Source organism: uncultured Aquimarina sp. (genome assembly GCF_947495315.1).
GTDB lineage: Bacteria > Bacteroidota > Bacteroidia > Flavobacteriales > Flavobacteriaceae > Aquimarina.
In genome coordinates, this window is record NZ_CANLYD010000002.1 from 527961 (window position 1) to 545811 (window position 17851).

The 17851-nt window shown below is 33.3% G+C and carries 13 protein-coding genes; 4 read left to right on the top strand and 9 right to left on the bottom strand.

Going from position 1 to position 17851, the window contains the following annotated elements; genetic code table 11:
- Positions 1 to 36 precede the first annotated feature (36 nt).
- Positions 37 to 1110 (bottom strand): PA0069 family radical SAM protein, encoded by a 1074-nt coding sequence (locus tag Q0910_RS05750; RefSeq protein WP_299213459.1) that lies wholly within the window; start codon positions 1108 to 1110, stop codon positions 37 to 39.
- A 127-nt stretch (positions 1111 to 1237) separates the two neighbouring features.
- Between Q0910_RS05750 and Q0910_RS05755 the strand changes: the two genes are divergently transcribed.
- A complete protein-coding gene (locus Q0910_RS05755) occupies positions 1238 to 2227 on the top strand; it encodes a TIR domain-containing protein (RefSeq protein WP_299213461.1) in 990 nt (329 codons plus the stop codon).
- A 60-nt stretch (positions 2228 to 2287) separates the two neighbouring features.
- On the opposite strand, the gene Q0910_RS05760 is transcribed toward Q0910_RS05755, so the two are convergent.
- Positions 2288 to 3256, bottom strand: a complete 969-nt coding sequence (locus tag Q0910_RS05760; RefSeq protein ID WP_299213463.1) for an MBL fold metallo-hydrolase — start codon at positions 3254 to 3256, stop codon at positions 2288 to 2290.
- Between the two features lie 235 nt (positions 3257 to 3491).
- Between Q0910_RS05760 and Q0910_RS05765 the strand changes: the two genes are divergently transcribed.
- The 3 genes from Q0910_RS05765 to Q0910_RS05775 are packed head-to-tail and all read left to right on the top strand — an operon-like array spanning position 3492 to position 9776.
- Entirely contained in the window at positions 3492 to 9020 is a 5529-nt protein-coding gene (locus Q0910_RS05765) for an MG2 domain-containing protein (protein WP_299213465.1), read from the top strand.
- A gap of 56 nt (positions 9021 to 9076) precedes the next feature.
- Entirely contained in the window at positions 9077 to 9469 is a 393-nt protein-coding gene (locus tag Q0910_RS05770) for a GNAT family N-acetyltransferase (protein ID WP_299213467.1), read from the top strand.
- A 16-nt stretch (positions 9470 to 9485) separates the two neighbouring features.
- Positions 9486 to 9776: an antibiotic biosynthesis monooxygenase gene (locus Q0910_RS05775; RefSeq protein ID WP_299213469.1), complete on the top strand. Its 291-nt coding sequence runs from the start codon at positions 9486 to 9488 to the stop codon at positions 9774 to 9776.
- Between the two features lie 203 nt (positions 9777 to 9979).
- Here the strand turns inward: Q0910_RS05775 and Q0910_RS05780 are convergent, their stop codons facing one another.
- The 7 genes from Q0910_RS05780 to Q0910_RS05810 all read right to left on the bottom strand — a co-directional run bounded on the left by Q0910_RS05780 (position 9980) and on the right by Q0910_RS05810 (position 17658).
- A complete protein-coding gene (locus Q0910_RS05780; protein ID WP_299213471.1) occupies positions 9980 to 10723 on the bottom strand; it encodes a hypothetical protein in 744 nt (247 codons plus the stop codon).
- Between the two features lie 286 nt (positions 10724 to 11009).
- Positions 11010 to 12758, bottom strand: a complete 1749-nt coding sequence (locus Q0910_RS05785; RefSeq protein ID WP_299213473.1) for an alpha/beta hydrolase-fold protein — start codon at positions 12756 to 12758, stop codon at positions 11010 to 11012.
- Between the two features lie 258 nt (positions 12759 to 13016).
- Complete coding sequence (locus tag Q0910_RS05790) at positions 13017 to 13826, bottom strand: CPBP family intramembrane glutamic endopeptidase (protein ID WP_299213475.1); 810 nt, start codon at positions 13824 to 13826, stop codon at positions 13017 to 13019.
- Between the two features lie 184 nt (positions 13827 to 14010).
- The gene (locus tag Q0910_RS05795) at positions 14011 to 14760 is read right to left on the bottom strand and encodes a DUF6794 domain-containing protein (protein WP_299213477.1); all 750 of its coding nucleotides are present in this window, start codon (positions 14758 to 14760) and stop codon (positions 14011 to 14013) included.
- A 390-nt stretch (positions 14761 to 15150) separates the two neighbouring features.
- Positions 15151 to 15642 carry a hypothetical protein gene (locus tag Q0910_RS05800; protein ID WP_299213479.1) on the bottom strand — a complete coding sequence of 164 codons (492 nt, stop codon included), beginning with the start codon at positions 15640 to 15642 and terminating at the stop codon, positions 15151 to 15153.
- 170 nt (positions 15643 to 15812) lie between these two features.
- On the bottom strand, positions 15813 to 16730 hold the full coding sequence (locus Q0910_RS05805; RefSeq protein ID WP_299213481.1) for a response regulator transcription factor: 918 nt from the start codon (positions 16728 to 16730) through the stop codon (positions 15813 to 15815).
- Between the two features lie 61 nt (positions 16731 to 16791).
- Positions 16792 to 17658 (bottom strand): oxidoreductase, encoded by an 867-nt coding sequence (locus Q0910_RS05810; protein ID WP_299213483.1) that lies wholly within the window; start codon positions 17656 to 17658, stop codon positions 16792 to 16794.
- Positions 17659 to 17851 lie beyond the last annotated feature (193 nt).

The following is a 17851-nucleotide window of genomic DNA, read 5'->3' on the forward strand; positions in this document are numbered from 1 at the left end:
ACCTTGGGTGAAGTCTCAAAAATAACTAAAAAAGCTTCAAAATAACTTCAATTGACCATCTTTATACGATTCATGTAAATTGCAGTTTAAAGATGTTTTATTTTCTTCTGGGAAGTATTTTTTTCTGGCAATGGCAAACATTTGATGAATCTGATCGGCTATGTTTCCGGATCCTTTCATTCTTCTCCCGAATTGACTATCATTTAGGTTTCCTTGATGACATTCCATAATCTGATGTAAAATTTTGTCTTTGCGATCAGGGAGTGTGTTTTCTAGCCATTTAGTAAAGATCTGCCCAATAGCACCGTTTAATCGTACAACTGTATATCCTATACTTTTTGCTCCTCGTTTTGAAACTTCTTTAGAAAGACTTAGTATTTCATGGTTATTGATAGATGGAATAATTGGAGCCATCATGACGTTAGTAGGTATACCTAATTCATTTAGTTTTTCTAAGGTTTCTAATCGCTTTCTAATACTCGCAGTTCTGGGTTCTAATATTCTTCTGGTTTCTTCATTAAGTGATGTTATAGATAAAAACACTGATACCAGATTAGCTTCTGCAAGCTTAGAAAGAATATCAATATCTCTTTGTATCAATGCATTTTTCGTGATGATACCTACAGGATGTCTATATTTCAGAAATGTTTCAAGAAGTTGTCTAGTTATTTTTAGTTTTTTTTCTACTGGTTGATAACAATCGGTATTCCCTGAGAGCGCAATGGGGTATGCTTTCCAGTTTTTGCTTTTTAGTTTTTTCTCTAATAGTGCAGGAGCATTTTTCTTAACTAAAATTTTGCTTTCAAAATCTAACCCCGCTCCATATCCCCAATATTCGTGAGAATTTCGAGCATAACAATATACGCATCCGTGTTCACATCCTTGATATGGATTGAGAGAATAGACCATACCAACATCAGGACTGCTTACTTTGTTCACGATCGTTTTAGGAAAAGTTTCGATAAAAGTGGTTTTATGATCGTGTATAGGCTCTCCTTCTTTTTGAAGGTAATTAAGAAAATCATCCCTTAGTTCATAGTGGTTGGCAGAAAAACGATTATGTGTTTTTTCTTGCGCACCTCTCCCTTTTATATGTTTTTTTGGTTCCAAAAGTTATAATTTTTACGGTTTAAAAGTAAAACTTTTGTTGGAATATTTCCAATAAAAAATGGAATAATTCCAAATAAAGAGAGTAATTTTGTAATAGGTCAGATTTAGGTTAAAAAAATAGTCAGTGATGAAGAATAAAAGTTATGAATATGATGTTGCTTTATCTTTCGCAGGAGAGAATAGAGCATATGTGGAGGAGGTAGCGAATAGCTTGAAGACTAAAGGCATTAAAGTGTTTTATGATTTATTTGAGGAAGCTAATTTGTGGGGAAAAAATTTATATGAATATTTATCAGAGATTTATCAAAATAAAGCAAGGTATACCGTACTGTTTGTATCTAGCTTTTATAATAAAAAATTATGGACAAATCATGAGAGAGTTTCGATGCAAGCGAGGGCATTTCAGGAAAGCAGAGAATATATATTACCTGCTAGATTTGATAATACAGAAATCCCTGGAATTCTCAAAACAATCGGTTATATTAATCTGGAAAATAAGACTCCTGAAGAATTAGCCATTCTTATCGAAAATAAGTTAAAGAAGGATCAGACATTTTTCAGAAACCGATGGTCGAAACTCTCTACTATGATCAACCCCAAACCCTTTATTTTTACAATTAAAGTGGTAGACGAAAAGGGGCAATTGGTTAAACACGCAAAAGTGGTACTTGTGGCAAACAATTCTACGTATCTGGAAGGTTATACAGATGAGAATGGATTAGCTCATTTTGTGATTAGAACCAGAAAGTTATATACCGTTCTTATAGCACATTCAGAATATCCAGCCGTAATTTTCCATAGCATGAATCCAAAGGAAGATATCAAAGTTACAATTGAAAAATCTAATAACTCAGGTTCGGTTATTATCAATAAATCAGGTTATATTCCCGGTATCTCGGGTAAAGTAGAACCCGTATTGAAGCCTGATAAAGGATTGAGTTTATATGCTGATAATATTGCTATCGAAGGTGGAAAAGATCAACCGTATGATTTTGAACTTAATAAAGCAATCACTTTAGAAGATAATGGAGGAAATATCATGCATTTGACCTTTCGGTTTTTTCAGGGTAGGATTGCTTTAATTGATTTTTATAAGAATAGCTCGATTAAATCATAATATAATTAAATATCCATAGAGGCTATAAGTCCTCTATGGATATAAAGAATTGAAATTTTATCAATTGATTATGAACGTTTCTCCATCTTCCGGTATCTGGATTAATTGCTCGATTCCTTGCTTGATAAGTCGTTTTTTAAGATCTCTTCTTTTAACGAAGCAATGGTTTAATGTGTTCATATGTACAGTTAATATCTCAGCATTATCAGAATTTTTATAAACCTCTATGATGTCTTCTGGAGTCATTGTAATTGGATCTCCCTTTTTATTGCCTTCAATGAATTGCGCGCCACCAGCATTTAATACAATGATATCAGGATTATATTGCGATATTGCGGATTTTACTTCTTTTGTCCATCGGGTATCTCCTGCAACGTATATTTTTTTATTTGATGTAGCGAAAACAAAACCAGAAACTTTTCCCATAAGTTTACCTACTTTACCAAAACCGTGTTGTCCTCCAGTTCTCGATATAGTAATTTCTTCCCAGATCGTCTCTCTTTGAATCACTTTTACGTTTGTAAAACCTTGGCTCTTAATCAAGTCTTCATCGGACGGCTGAACAAATATCAACTTGTCCTTAGGTATTAATTGTTGTGCCTTTGGATCCCAGTGATCTAGGTGAGTATGAGTAACAAAAACGGCATCTGTTTCATCTACAATATGTTTAATTTCTTTTTCACTGATTGGTAAATCAACCATTGGGTTTCTGAAATCATTTCCAGCTCCATCAAATGCAGGAAATGCTCCTTTTTCAGCAAACATTGGATCTATAAGTAGTTTTTTTCCACCAAAGTTTATAACAAGAGTTGCATTACGAAGCAACCTTATGCTTTCAATACTTTTTTGATTTTTAGGAATCCTGATATTTTGATCTGTTGTTTCCATATTGGATATTTCTTTGGTTATAATAAATTCTGTATTAAACTTACCTTGCTTTGGTCTAAGTAAGGAGTCGCTATCTATTGTTCTAGCTAAGGCTAGAGAACTTACTATCAAAACAATAATCAAAGCGATTGAATTTTTCATAATGCTATTTTATTATATGTGTAAATGTTGGTATTTTTGGTTTATACAACAAAAATACGTTGCCCTTTACATTGAGTGCATATATATATATCCTTTATCATTATACATATCACTTCCAACTATGAATCTGCAGATAAACTCTTCTTTTTAATTAAAATCCAAAATTCACTATTTTCAGGGGATAACCGCGTTTAAAAATGTCTTACATTTATAAAGTCAACTAAAATCATTTAATATGCGATTATCACGTATCCTGTATCTTTTCTTATTTACCGTGCTTCTGTTTTCTTGTAAAAAGAAAGATGCCAAAGCCATAGCCGAAGCAAATGCCTCAGAACTTAATAAATATCAGGAGTATATTTCGGATGTATCCACAGGGGTAATTTCGGTTTTGGATAATGTGTACGTGGTTTTGCAGACACCTGTAGAAGGTTGGGATGATAATCAAGAGCTTTCTGATAAAGTACTTTCGGTTTCACCAAATGTAAAGGGAAGAGTGTTTGCTGTAAATAATCAAACGATTGCTTTTCAACCAGAAAAAGGTTTTAAAGAAGATACAGAATATACGTTTACACTGAATTTAGAAGGTTTAGTGAAAGATTTAAAGGATGATCTGGATGGAGAATTTGTTTTTAGTGTTAAAACATTAAAACAACAGTTTTCCGTAATCACGGATAATCTACAATCTTATAGTAAGGATTGGCAGTACGTTAATGGAACAATTTCTGCGAGCGATCAATTAAGTTTTGATACAGCAAAACAGTTAATTACGGCTACGCAAAAAGGCAAAAATGTTCCTGTTACTTTTGGAGAGTCACTAGATAAGAGTCGTCAGTTTAGTTTTAGAATTGACAGTATACAGCGTTTTGAAGAAGACTCAGAAGTAGCCATAAAATGGTCTGGAAAATCATTTGATATAGATACAGAAGGAGAGGATGTGTTGAATATACCTGGAAAGAATAACTTTTCCGTTATTAGTGTATCTGTTTCTAACTTTGAAGGCCAATATGTAGAGATCAATTTTTCCGATCCATTGAAAAAAAATCAAAACTTTGATGGGTTAGTCACTATAGCCGGAGCGAAAGATCTAAAATATACAGTAAAAGGTCAGAATCTAAAAGTATATCCAAAACAGGAGTTAAAAGGAACATTAGAAGTAACAGTTTTTGAAGGAATTAAAAGTGTTGATAACTACAAACTAAAGAATACCTATTCCGAAAATATTTCGTTTCAGCAACCTAAACCGGAAGTTAAATTATTGCAGAGCGGTGTAATTCTGCCGACTTCAGAGAATCTAAAGTTTAATTTCGAAGCAATAAACCTGCGGGCCGTAGAGGTTCAAGTCGTTAAAGTATTTGAGAATAATGTCCTTCAATTTTTACAGAATAACAATCTCGATGGTTCGAGTAATCTAAGAAGCGTGGCTAGACCGGTTGCTAAAAAATTGATCAACCTTCAGGAAAATGCCTCGTTAAATTTAAGTAAATGGAACGCCTTTGCTATAGATCTAAAAGAATTGATTTCGCCAGATCCAGGAGCTATTTATAGAGTAGAGTTAAAGTATAAGAAAGCATATTCTCTTTATAAATGTGATGGAGCAGCTGCAGATGAAACCTCTATTGATGAACTTTCTGAGAATTATGATGACGAGGAAGAAGAATCTAGCTTCTGGGATAGTTCTCAGTATTACTATGATGAATATTATGATTATGATTGGAACGAAAGAGATGATCCTTGTAGCAACTCGTTTTACAGAAATAAAAAGGTTGCAGCAAATGTACTGGCTTCCAATCTGGGAGTAATCATAAAAAAAGGATTGAACAACTCATATACAGTTACTGTTAATGATATCCTTACCACAAATCCGATTCCTAATGTAAAAGTTGCATTTTATAACTATCAGCAACAAGAAATTGGAGTCGCTACCACAGATGCGCAAGGTATGTCAGGATATGATGCTGATAAACCTGCGTTTTTTGCTATTGCTACATCAGGCAAGCAACAAACGTATGTTAAATTAAATGATGGTAATGCATTGTCTGTTAGTAAATTTGATGTTTCTGGAGTACGATTACAAAAAGGAATTAAAGGATATATCTACGGAGAACGGGGTGTTTGGCGTCCTGGAGATACATTATTCATTTCGTTTATGCTAAATGATAACGCTAATAAGCTACCAAAAGGACATCCGGTTAAGTTTGAATTAAAAGATCCTTACGGAAAAGTAATACATCAGGAAACCAAGACAGAAGGAATTGGTAATTTCTATAAGTTTATAGTAGAAACGTCTGATGAAGCACCTACCGGAAACTGGCAGGCCAAGGTAAATGTTGGAGGAGCAAGCTTTTCTAAATCCTTAAAAATTGAAACGATTAAACCTAATCGCCTTAAGATTAAAGCAAATTTTGATGATGAAGTACTGGGAGCAAATAAAAGTATAACGGGTGATTTAGAAGTATTATGGCTGCACGGAGCAATAGCTAAGAACCTTCAAACAGATATTAATGCTCGTTTTAGCCCTAAGAGAACCAGTTTCAAGACATTTCCCGGATATATCTTTGATGATCCGTCAAGGAGATTTGGGACAGATGAACAAGAAGTGTTTAGGGGTAAACTTTCTTCAGAAGGAAAAGTAAACTTTTCTATAAAACCGACATTAGAGAGTAAAGCAGCCGGAATGCTAAGAGCGTCATTTATAACCAAAGTATATGAAACCGGTGGCGATTTTAGTACCGATGTTATTTCGAAGGATTTTTCGCCTTATGAAACCTATATTGGATTAAACGTTCCAAAAGGAGATAAAGCAAGAGGAATGTTACTTACAGATACACAGCACAATTTTGAAGTAGTCTCTGTGGATAAAAAAGGGAACCCAAAATCAGTTAAAGACCTTGAAGTTTATGTTTACAAAGTAAACTGGAGATGGTGGTGGGATACTTCAGAAGATAATCTATCCTCTTATAATCGAGGATCGTATCGTAATGAAGTATTTAAAACTAAAGTAACGACTAATAGTAGCGGTAAAGCCAATTTTAATTTCGAAATTAAATATCCCGAATGGGGAAGATACCTGGTAAGAGTTGTAGATCCAAATGATGGCCATGCAACCGGAAAGGCAATATACGTAGATTGGCCCGGTTGGGCTGGCAGAGCTAATAAAAATGATCCATCTGCAGCAACGATGTTAATGTTCTCTGCAGATAAAAGCACTTATAATGTTGGAGAAACAGCAACAGTGACGTTTCCATCCAGTGAAGGTGGAAGAGCTTTGGTTACTGTAGAAAATGGTACTGAAGTATTATCATCACTATGGGTTACTCCACAAAAAGGAGAAACCAAATTCGAATTACCAATAGAGGATCTGTATACACCAAATGTATATATACACATAACATTATTACAACCGCATAGTTCTACTGCTAATGATCTACCAATACGATTATATGGTGTTATACCAATTTCTGTAGAAAATCCTGCTACAAGGGTTACACCTGTTGTAAAAATGCCCGATGTTTTGCGTCCAGAAGAGACTATTGATGTGAAAATTAGCGAAACAAGTGGAAAAGCGATGACCTATTCGATAGCGATTGTGGATGAAGGATTATTGGACCTAACAAGATACAAAACACCTAATCCATGGAATACTTTCTACGCCAGAGAAGCATTGGGAGTAAAAACCTGGGACGTATATGATGATGTAATTGGAGCCTACGGAGGAAGTATTAACCAAATCTTTAGCATCGGAGGTGATGGAGAAGCTGGAGGCGGTAAGTCTAAAAAAGCAAATCGATTTAAACCGATGGTTGTTTATAAAGGCCCTTTTGAGCTTAAAAAAGGAGAAACTAAATCTCATAAAATCAAAATCCCAAAATATATTGGTTCCGTTAGAACGATGATTGTAGCTTCAGACGCTACAAATGCAGCGTATGGAAGTGTTGAAAAAACCACTCCCGTAAGAAAACCATTAATGGTATTGACCTCAATTCCTAGAAAAATTACACCAGGCGAAAAAGTGACAATTCCCGTTACTGTTTTTGCTATGGAAGACAAAGTGAAAGATGTAAATGTGACACTAAAACCTAATAAAGGATTTACAGTTGTCGGAGAAACTAGCCAACGTCTTAATTTCGCGCAGCCTGACGAAAAAATGGTGTATTTTGATATTGAAGTGATAGAAGGTGCTTCGATTACAGATATAGAAGTGGTTGCCAGCGGAAATGGAGAAAAAGCTTCTTATAGTGTTCCAATTGATATTATCAACCCAAATCCAATGACTACAGAGATTACTTCGATAGTCCTGGAACCGAATAGTGAGCAAGAGTTGGATTTTGCATCTTTCGGAGTTGACGGAAGCAATAGTACTACGATCGAACTTTCTTCATTACCACCTATGAATTTTGAAGGTAGATTAAAGTATCTGATTAGATATCCTCATGGATGTGTTGAGCAAACTACATCAGCAGCATTTCCACAATTGTATTTAGGTGATGTGTTTACGTTGCCTTCAGAGAAGAAAAATAAAATTCAACGTAATATGGAAGCTGCTATCTATAGGCTAAAAAGCTTTATCCAACCAAATGGAGGAATGTCATATTGGCCAGGATACAGCAATGCCAATGATTGGGGAACGAGTTATGCAGGACACTTTTTACTGGAAGCTAATAAAAAGGGATACGTCTTACCAATTGGGTTTAAAAGTAATTGGATTAATTATCAACAACAACAATCAAAAAGATGGAGAAGTGGAGGCAGTGATCTTGCGCAAGCATATAGATTGTATACGCTAGCTTTAGCTGGAAGCCCTGACTTATCATCTATGAATCGATTAAGAGAGACATCTAACCTTTCTAACGATGCTAAATTAAGATTAGCCGCAGCCTATGGATTGATTGGACAGAAGAGTGCAGCAGACAAATTATTGAATAGTTCCAATATTGATTTTCAGCCAAGAAAAAACTATTACCATACATATGGATCTACAAACAGAAATCGAGCGATGGCTTTAGAGACATTGGTGTTGTTAGATCAAAAAGCAAAAGCACAAAAAGTGGCAGAAGCATTGGCTAAGGAATTGTCTTCAAAACGTTGGATGAGTACCCAGACTAGTTCATACGCTTTAATGGCTATGGCTAAATATGCAACCTATGTAGGAGGGAAGGGAATAGAAGTTAATTACACACTTAACGGAAAATCCAATAGTGCGAATACCAATAAGACTTTACAATCCTCAGGTGAATTGTCTATTGCTAAAAACAATAAGTTGCTTCTTAAAAATAATAAGGATAACACCATTTTTGTGCAACTAGCAACTAGCGGAATTCTACCTGTTGGTGAGGAAAAAGTAATACAAAGTAATTTTAAAGCGATTGTAGATTATAAAAATAGAGATGGCAGCATCATTGATGTTACTAAGTTATCCCAAGGAACCGATTTTGTTGCAGAGGTAACGATAACCAATACTTCTGGAAGTAATGTAAAAGATATCGCTTTGACAGAAATTTTTCCATCGGGATGGGAAGTAGTCAATACTCGTTTCACCGATTTTGGATCTTTTAGGACTAATAAGGTTACCTATACGGATATTCGGGACGATCGTGTTAATTTCTATTTTGATCTAAAACCAAAAGAAAGTAAAACAGTAACATTACTATTGAATGCTTCTTATTTAGGAAAGTATTATTTACCAGGTGTTCAATCTGAAGCCATGTATGATAATGACTATCTAGTGCGTACCAAAGGTAAATGGATTGAGGTAGTGAAATAGAAGTTAAGTAGTATGTAGTCGATGTTAGCTTACATCTGTTATTCTATAAAAAAGTGATGCAGTATACTATTAACAACAAAAAACTTCCGGAAGTGGGAGAACTTAAAGATCTTTTTAAGCAAACTAGTTGGGCAAAGAATCGATCATTAGAAGGTGTTGAAAAGCTATTACAAAAAACAGAAGTATTTGTAGTAGTTCGAGATACGGATACGGAACAACTCATCGGATTTGGACGCGCACTTTCGGATGGAATTTATCGTGCTTTGTTAGACGATATTGTAATAGAAGCTAGTTACAGAAAAAGAGGTTTGGGAAAACGTATTGTTCAGGAACTATTAGATCAGGTACAGGATGTCGAACAAGTATTTTTGAATACAAAACCGGAATTAGAAGTTTTTTATAATGAATTTGGCTTCACTAAAACTAAGGCATTAACGATGAGCCTATGATTTTATATTTTACAAAATGATATTAGAACAAGCAATTTTATATATAAAACAAGGTGAATCTAAGACTTTTGAAAAAACCTTTAGCGAAGCTCGAAAAATTATTTCCTCTATGAAAGGGTTTATTAAGTTAGATTTGCTAAAATGTGTAGAAGAGATAGATAAATACTTGTTATTGGTATCATGGGAAACGATAGAAGACCATGAGGTTGGATTTAGACAATCATCAGAATATCAGGAATGGAAACGATTATTGCATCATTTTTATGATCCATTTCCAGTAGTTGAACATTATAAATCGGTTGTTTGATAAGAACCGGATCTAAGAATTTGTTTTAGAAGCTCATGTTTACTATATGTATTATAGCAGAGTAAAATGGCACCTTGCGATTTACGTTTTCTGCGCAGATTTTATAACTTACTTATCATAAAATCTTGACTCCATAACAAATATTCAAGAACCTTTTAAAACCATTACTAAAACTTTCTATGACATCATAGTGTTGGAAGTAGTTAATTTTTATATTTCGATGGATCAACTTGAAAAACTTTACACCATTTATTTACTTTAAGTGGTTTCCATAAATCATCATCTATTGTTCTATTTATTAGGTTATATTCTTTTTTTGTTAAATAGATCGATTGACCATCATTCGCTCCGTTAATCAGATAAAGTCTTTCATCAATGTTTTGGGATTTTAATTGGTCATTAATTATCTCTGCAAATCTTTGTGCAGCTTCTCCCCATCCGTAATCTTTAAAATTTCTAAAAATCACATATTCAATTCCGTTTATTGTAACTCTATGATTTAACCACTTATTATTATTATCCCATTCTTCCAAATGATTAGTTATTTCCAATTTTAGATTCAGTTTATTGAATAACGGTTGCATACTATTAATCGCATCCATAAAGCCTCCTTCCTCGAACAATGTTTCTCCGTCAAAAAGGAATAAACGATTATCAAGAGGAATAAAATTCTTTTCGTCATAAATAGTAGATAAAACTCCGTATTCAGCAAGGGAAGAAATAAGGTCATTTTTTAAAGTGTCCAAATCTATAGCGTTGGTATATTTATAATAACCCAAATCTTCAAGATTATCAACAACGCTTTTTGCAGCATCTAATGTCATATAAGGTTTCTTTTCAGATCTTGAATCAGAAGAACTACTATTCGTATTTTTTTTGAACACCTGGCTACATCCGAACACCATTAGAATTATAACAATTATTAAAATTAGATTTTTTCTGTTCATTTGTAATTACTAATACTTAAATGCCAATATTGTCTGCTTTATCAATTTTAAATTGTTTGGTCCGGTTAAAAAAGAACAAGATTTTGGCACTAATTACGGTCAATGTTTGGTATAAACGTTTGTTTTAAAGCCGATTATACATTATTGTAAGTTTGTTGTTTATGCTCCCTTCAAATTTCTTTCGATGTCATTTATCGTTCATAAATTGATTTACAGTTTTCATTGGGATAAAAAGTTATATACTTAATATCTCCTTCATCAAAACATTTTCTACTTAGAAAAAAAATCAATACCTCCAACTTTTCAAGTCGGCATCTTTAGGAGCAACTTTATGAACTTTATCTACATATTTTTTGATAAACATACGGTGATATCGCAGTCTACTAATATGATTTCCATTATCGTGATCGCCGTTCCAGCAATGTTCTGCTCTGTCACCATAATCTACTTCACCATTATAATAGGGAGCAGTGGTTTCTGATAGGATTTCTTCGGCGAGATATACTGCATTGTTGAGATAATAATTGTCCATATCACCACAATACAAATGAATTTTATTTTCCCAATCCTTACCGTTTTTTGCCCAGTCTCGTTTCAAAATATAAGAGAGGTCGTAGTTTTCTTTCCAATACGAAGCTACTTCTTTATCTATTTCTCCAGTTAGGCGATCCCAGATTCTTTTAGGATACCCCTCTTCATTTACTGGCGAATATGTTGCTTCCCAAATATCCCATTGTTGTCCTGACCGAGCTTTTGTACCCAATATTAATTCTCGATAATTCATATCTCTTAAGCTAGCATCTACATTTCCCAAATAATCTCGATGACCAGGGACCAGTGTTTTTTTGAATGTACCTTCTTTGTAGTATGCGTTTTTGTCTTCGTATATATTCACCAAACAATACGCCCTAAAATCAATTGGGTCTGGACAAGCTGCAAAACACATCCCATACTCTTTGGGATATTTTACCTGTACAGCAAGAGACTCCCATCCACCTGTACTTCCTCCGTAAACAAATCGTGACCAACCTTCTCCTATTCCTCTAAATTGTTGCTCGATATGCGGAATAAGTTCATAAGTAATCGCATCTCCATAAGGCCCTTGTGCGGCACTATTTACAGCATACGAATCATCATAGTACGGTGTTGGGTGTTGGATTTTAATTGCAATGACTCTAGGGAAATCAGGACCTGTCCAGGTTTTATAAAAATCATACGCTTCCTGTTGGACCATCAAATTATACCCTTCAACATTAAAACGCTCACTATATTCTGCCTTCAAATTGGGATCGGGTGGAGTCGTTCGAAATCCTCCAAAATCTTTCGGGAAATGCCCGTGCATGATAGCAAGCGGATATTTAACATTAGGGTGTGTTTCCCATCCTTCGGGCAACAGTATATGAGCTCCCAAATACATATCTCTTCCCCAAAAATCACTCAACAACTTGCTTTTAATTTTTATATGCTTTACATACTTTGTATTCTCAGGTTCGGGGATTGGAGGTATTTTCTGATCTAATTTTATAGCGATAGAAGGAAACTGCCCATTCTTGATCGTGACTTTTTGAGGAGTAGAATAGAGATTGCCTGGCGCTTTGTTCCATTGTTGTCCTTCGCCTCTATCCATAGGTAATTTCACTATATGCCCATCTGCCCGTTGAAGGGTTTCGTATTTGTGAAATAAGACTTGTACGAAGAACTCACCTGATGGTAACTCTTTAAAGCTACGAATTGGATATCCAAATGCTCCCGTGTCAAACTGTAGCGACTCTTCAGGTTTCCAGTTGTTAATATCCATTCCAAAAGCTTGACAAGTTTTGGAGTCGTCCCTAAGTTGAAATCGAGGTTCTGTTTCGATTTGTTTTGAAATCAAAACGATTAATCTTCCATCCAATGCTTCATCGTAATGTTCCGTTGGAAAGGAAAATTGGATGTCTCCTGAAGTATCAGCATTAGAACAAGAGAAAAAAAATGGGGCAATGAGTAAAATAACAAACAAGAATACATTCGCGGATATGATGTCAGGTTTTTTCATTTTGTTGTTGGTTTTGATATGTACTTGATTTACGTTTTGGATTTTTTAAAATAGGACTACGCCTACATATTTATCCAACCTTCTTTACAATTACGTCTCTACTATGGTTAGTACGCGAATTAAAAGTAGTAAATTTTCGATTTAGCACTTAGCCAAAACTTTTTATTTTGTTTTTTCTTTTTTGTTCTAAAGCCAAATCAAAAGATTTGGTGGACTTAGTTTAAAGCTAAAAACTTAGGGTTATGTACACAACTCGTGCTAACTTAGTTCTTTGTTAGCCACCGTTATTTTTTTAATTCCAATATACGACAATCCTATTCCAAAAATGAATAACAACCAATAATTGAAATTGTAATTCAGTCCATAACTCCATTCATAATAAGATTTTCCAAAAGACACTAATAATAACCAACTTAAATTGGTCAAAAAGTGTAGGATTATTGTATAAAATATGTTTCTAGTTTTTTTATAAATGAGGCAGGCTATAATTCCAAAAATAAATGTTGGTAGCAAGTTTCGATAACTGGGTAGATGAATGATAGAGAAACAAATACTCGAAACGATTACTGAAACGATAGATGAGTGTTTTTTTAATAGTTCTCCGAATAAAAATTTACGAAAGAAAAGTTCTTCGAAGATTGGTGCAATTATTAGAACTGATATTCCGCGATAAAAAATTTTCAAGTTCGAACTTTCTGAAAATTCGAATGGTTCTAATTCCGTATCACTGAAATAGGCGTAAATTTTACTAAAGTCAAATAATGGTCGGTCAAAGAATTCAAGTCCAATGGTAATTAAAATTAAATAAAGTAGATGTTTCGGTTTTATGCCTTTCGCCTTTTCAATTCCTTTATTATAGCTGAAGATAGCTCTGTAAGACAAGTAGAAAACGATGAAGTAAGCAATTACAGTTGGTATTTGTCCCGTTATTCCGAAATAATGAATCAAGCTATTCGAACTTAAAGAATTAGTTACTTTTGGTTCTATGAATTCATAAACTCCGAAAGAAATTAATACTTCTAATCCCATTAATAAGGCAGTAAGTAAAATTGCTTTTAGGATGTTCATTTATAATTGTGGTTAACGTTTAATATATGTGCCGTAGCAAGGCAAAATGTTACCCTGCTTTTCGATTTTTCTGCGCATTGGTTGCTAACTTTTCCTTATTGTAAGCATTGCGCCTTAACAAAAATACAACAACCATTAGATTAATCACTTAACTGCTATGATGATATAATGTTACCATTATTTTTTATTTTACATTAAATGAATCTTCTAAAGAAAAGTCAATTTCGTCACCCTTAACTATTTTATTTATAAAGTATTTTATTTCGGGGTTATTCATTTTTAAGATTCTCAATTTTAAGTGGTAATCTTTATATGCTTTTTTTGGATTATCAGAGAATGAGTCCTTTCTAATATATTTTCTTGTAATTATTCCATCAATCAGTAAATGTTTTTCCTTGTCAAATTTCCATTCATCGTTTGGACAATCGTAGCTAACCACACTATTCTTTGTCATTTCACTTACGGGCATTTGAATACGAATGCTATCGTTAATATTATATTTGGCATATAGTTTTTCAGCTTTTCTTTTTCGTCTATTTTGACAATCTACAGTTGGTTTAAGACTTTCTACAATTTCATTTACTTGATCCATAAGTTTGATATCTGTTTTATTCAGATATCTGTGATAGGATGTCAAAATAATACCAGACATATAATCATAATGTTCAATTTTTAGGTCATTGAAAAATTTCACTATTGAGTCCGATTTTCGATTATGTCTAAGAAGATTGTTTCTTATCTGCATTCCAATCCTAAAATGATAATTCCTTGGAGTGGTATCATTTTCAGATATTTTTTTGAATTCGTTAATCTCGTTTTTGCTCCAATTGTCATTTAAATATTGGAAAGAATATATTAGTTCAGAAGGAATCTTTGTCTTTTTTTGACAAGATAAAAATGTCAAAACTAATATTAAGAATAGTGATTTTTTCAATAGTTTTTAATTAATGGTAACGGTCTTGTGTATGGTTAGTTGCGTGGTTAAGCAACTAATTTAGCAAATAAATCACAGATAGAATATTCCGCAGGAATGTTCGTAAGTTGGCAGTGACCAAGCAATTAATTATACACGGCTTGTACCACGTATTTCTATTTGTTTAACATTTTGTGATAGATAAAAACGGTAATAATTGAAAAAGCCCAAAATAAAATTGAAAAAACAATAAAGTAAACTATCAAATACCAGATGATGATAAGAATTAACGGACTAGTATTCCAATACTCAATAATTTTATTATAATTATCAATTATAGCAAATACTAAAAAACCAACTATAAAAATAATAGAAAAATATTTATAGATTCTGAATGTTTTTTTTAGAGATTTATTCATTTTTTTTAAACCTTATTTCTTTTTCACTATTAAAAAATTCTATTTCAAATCCGATTATTTTTCTTTTTATACAAGCAGATGTCCAATTCTGTCCACATTGAAAAGAAAGCTCATTGCCTACAAGTTCATAATCGAGGTCATAATTTCCGTTTTCACAAAGATTAATTCCAGGTGTTTTGGTGAATTCAAAAGTTCCGTCTTTTTTTAAACTTAGAGAGTATTTATTGTAGTCAGATTCTGGAATTCCATTCTCAGCACTCACAATTCTATAAATTCCGATTAATTCTTTGTCAGTTGGTTTGTTAGTCAAAAAGGTTGGAAATAAATTATACAGTATAACAAATAAAGGAATTCCAATAAATATTAAACTAGAATATTTTAATCCGTTATTTTTTTTTATAACTCCTTTTAATAAAATATAAAATCCAAAACCAATTATGATAATTAGAATTGTTAATAAAATTAGATATTTAAATGCTTCCATTAAGGTTTGTTGAGTTTGCTTATATGTGGTACGTTTAATATATGAAAAGTAGGCGATTTCGAAGCACAAAACTTTCGGTTAAACATAAAGTTTGATGAGAGCCCAAAGGCATGAAATCAGTACTTTTTCGTCTATTTTTTATATACATTGTTGTGCGTTCGTTTTTTTATTCAATTGAATGAAGCTCTAAATTCCAATGGCGTTTGATTGGTCTTGGATTTAAATAATTTGTTGAACGATTGTGAATGTTCATAACCCAATTCATACGCAATTTCACTTACAGATAAATTTGTCGTAGATAACTTTATCTTGGCTTTTTCAATTAATTTATTGTGTATATGTTGTTGTGTTGTTTGTCCTGTTAAACTTTTTAGCATAGTACTTAAATAATCTGCTGTAAGATTTAATTTTTGTGAAACATCTTGAACTGTAGGCAAGCCTTTGTCAAAAACAATTTCTTTTTTAAAATATTCTTCTAAAATAATTTCCAATCTATCCAATATTTGATGATTAGAAATTTTACGTGTCAAAAATTGACGCTGATAAAATCTCTCAGCATAATTAAGTAATAATTCTAATTGACTTATAATGATTTGTTGACTGAACTGGTCAAGGTTTGCTTGATATTCACCTTTTATTTTTTGAAATATTTCGAAGATTGTATTTTCTTCTTTTTCGGATAAAAAGAGTGCCTCACGAACGGAATAATTCAAAAAGGTATATTTTTTTATGCTTTTTGATAAAGAAGTCCCAAATAGAAAATCAGGATGGATGGCTAAAATCCATCCTGAAGGTTTATTATTCAAATCTTCTTCTATAAGTTCGACTGAAATAACTTGCTCTGGTGAGAAAAAGGTCATTAACCCCTCATCAAAATCATACGATTCTTGACCGTAACGATATTTACCAACTACATTTCGCTTTATTGAAATCGTGTAAAATTCTTGTACCCATTTCAATTCATTGTTTACAGGTGTTGGTTTTATTTCGCTATAATCTATCAGACTAATCAATGGATGATTAGGCGAAGAAATGTTGTTGAAACGATGAAGTTCACTTATAGTCTTTAGCCTAGTTGGAATTGACATTTATAAAATAATTAAAGTTAATAACACTTTTTCATTGTACAGTTTTAATTACAAAAACTACCTAAAAAGGAAAATTTACTTTTGTTGTTTCTTTAGCCCAATCCCATAATTTAGCACTTAGGGTTTCGTCTAAAGCAGCTGCATCAATTTTTGCTAAAGCTGGTTTCCCTTTTTGTTCATTATGTCCATCTGGCCCCCAATATTGTCCTCCTTTTGCATCTTCACGTAAGCAAGCAGCTAATGTAGGTTGAGCACCTTCTTTAGCAGTCATTAGGTCAAGAGACGCAAGCATATCCTTATCCATATGCACTTGTAAATCTGTTTTACTAAATCCTGGATGTGCAGCTAAAGATTTGATTTGACTACCATTACTTTTCAATCGCTTGTCAAATTCTAGTGCAAAAATGATATCTGCCAATTTGCTTTGTCCGTACTCTCTCCAATTGCTATACTCTTTTTCTAATCGGAAATTATCAAAATCAATAGCTGCACCTCTATGAGCGATACTACTTAATGTGACAACTCTCGAACCTGTTGTTGATTCTAATAAATTAAAAAGGTGACCCGTAAGGGCAAAATGGCCAACGAAGTTTACTCCGAATTGAATCTCAAAACCATCTTCAGTTGTTGATTGTGGTGGAATCATAATTCCTGCGTTGTTAATCAACAAATCTAGACTTGATTCAGCTTGTATCACATTGTCTGCAAAAGCTTTCACAGAACGCAAACTAGCCAAATCCAAGTGTTCATAGACTAATTCGCCTGTTCCTCCGTCAGCCTCCATTTTTTGGATAGCTTTTATTGCTTTTTCTTGATTACGACAAGCAACATATACTTTTGCTCCTTTTTTGTACAAGTCTAAGGCGGTTTCATATCCAATACCTGTGTTTGAACCTGTTACGATTGCTGTTTTACCTGATAAATTCATATTTTATTTTTTTAATTAAATAATAAGACAAATTTATCTGTGTTATTTATGCTTAATGTATCCAAATCCTTTATGGTTGTAGCTGAAAATTATTTGTTGTGTCGCTTGCTGTTTTCAAATTAAGCACAACGTTGTGGGCAAGAGCTGCGGTCAGCAGCGTCTTGGCCCTCAACTAACTAGTTAGTTGGCAAGG

Coding starts and splice junctions, on each gene's coding strand:
- Q0910_RS05755 (WP_299213461.1), top strand. CDS start 1,238: ATGAAGAATAAAAGTTATGAATATGATGTTGCTTTATCTTTCGCAGGA.
- Q0910_RS05760 (WP_299213463.1), bottom strand. CDS start 3,256: ATGAAAAATTCAATCGCTTTGATTATTGTTTTGATAGTAAGTTCTCTA.
- Q0910_RS05765 (WP_299213465.1), top strand. CDS start 3,492: ATGCGATTATCACGTATCCTGTATCTTTTCTTATTTACCGTGCTTCTG.
- Q0910_RS05770 (WP_299213467.1), top strand. CDS start 9,077: ATGCAGTATACTATTAACAACAAAAAACTTCCGGAAGTGGGAGAACTT.
- Q0910_RS05775 (WP_299213469.1), top strand. CDS start 9,486: ATGATATTAGAACAAGCAATTTTATATATAAAACAAGGTGAATCTAAG.
- Q0910_RS05780 (WP_299213471.1), bottom strand. CDS start 10,723: ATGAACAGAAAAAATCTAATTTTAATAATTGTTATAATTCTAATGGTG.
- Q0910_RS05785 (WP_299213473.1), bottom strand. CDS start 12,758: ATGAAAAAACCTGACATCATATCCGCGAATGTATTCTTGTTTGTTATT.
- Q0910_RS05790 (WP_299213475.1), bottom strand. CDS start 13,826: ATGAACATCCTAAAAGCAATTTTACTTACTGCCTTATTAATGGGATTA.
- Q0910_RS05800 (WP_299213479.1), bottom strand. CDS start 15,642: ATGGAAGCATTTAAATATCTAATTTTATTAACAATTCTAATTATCATA.
- Q0910_RS05805 (WP_299213481.1), bottom strand. CDS start 16,730: ATGTCAATTCCAACTAGGCTAAAGACTATAAGTGAACTTCATCGTTTC.
- Q0910_RS05810 (WP_299213483.1), bottom strand. CDS start 17,658: ATGAATTTATCAGGTAAAACAGCAATCGTAACAGGTTCAAACACAGGT.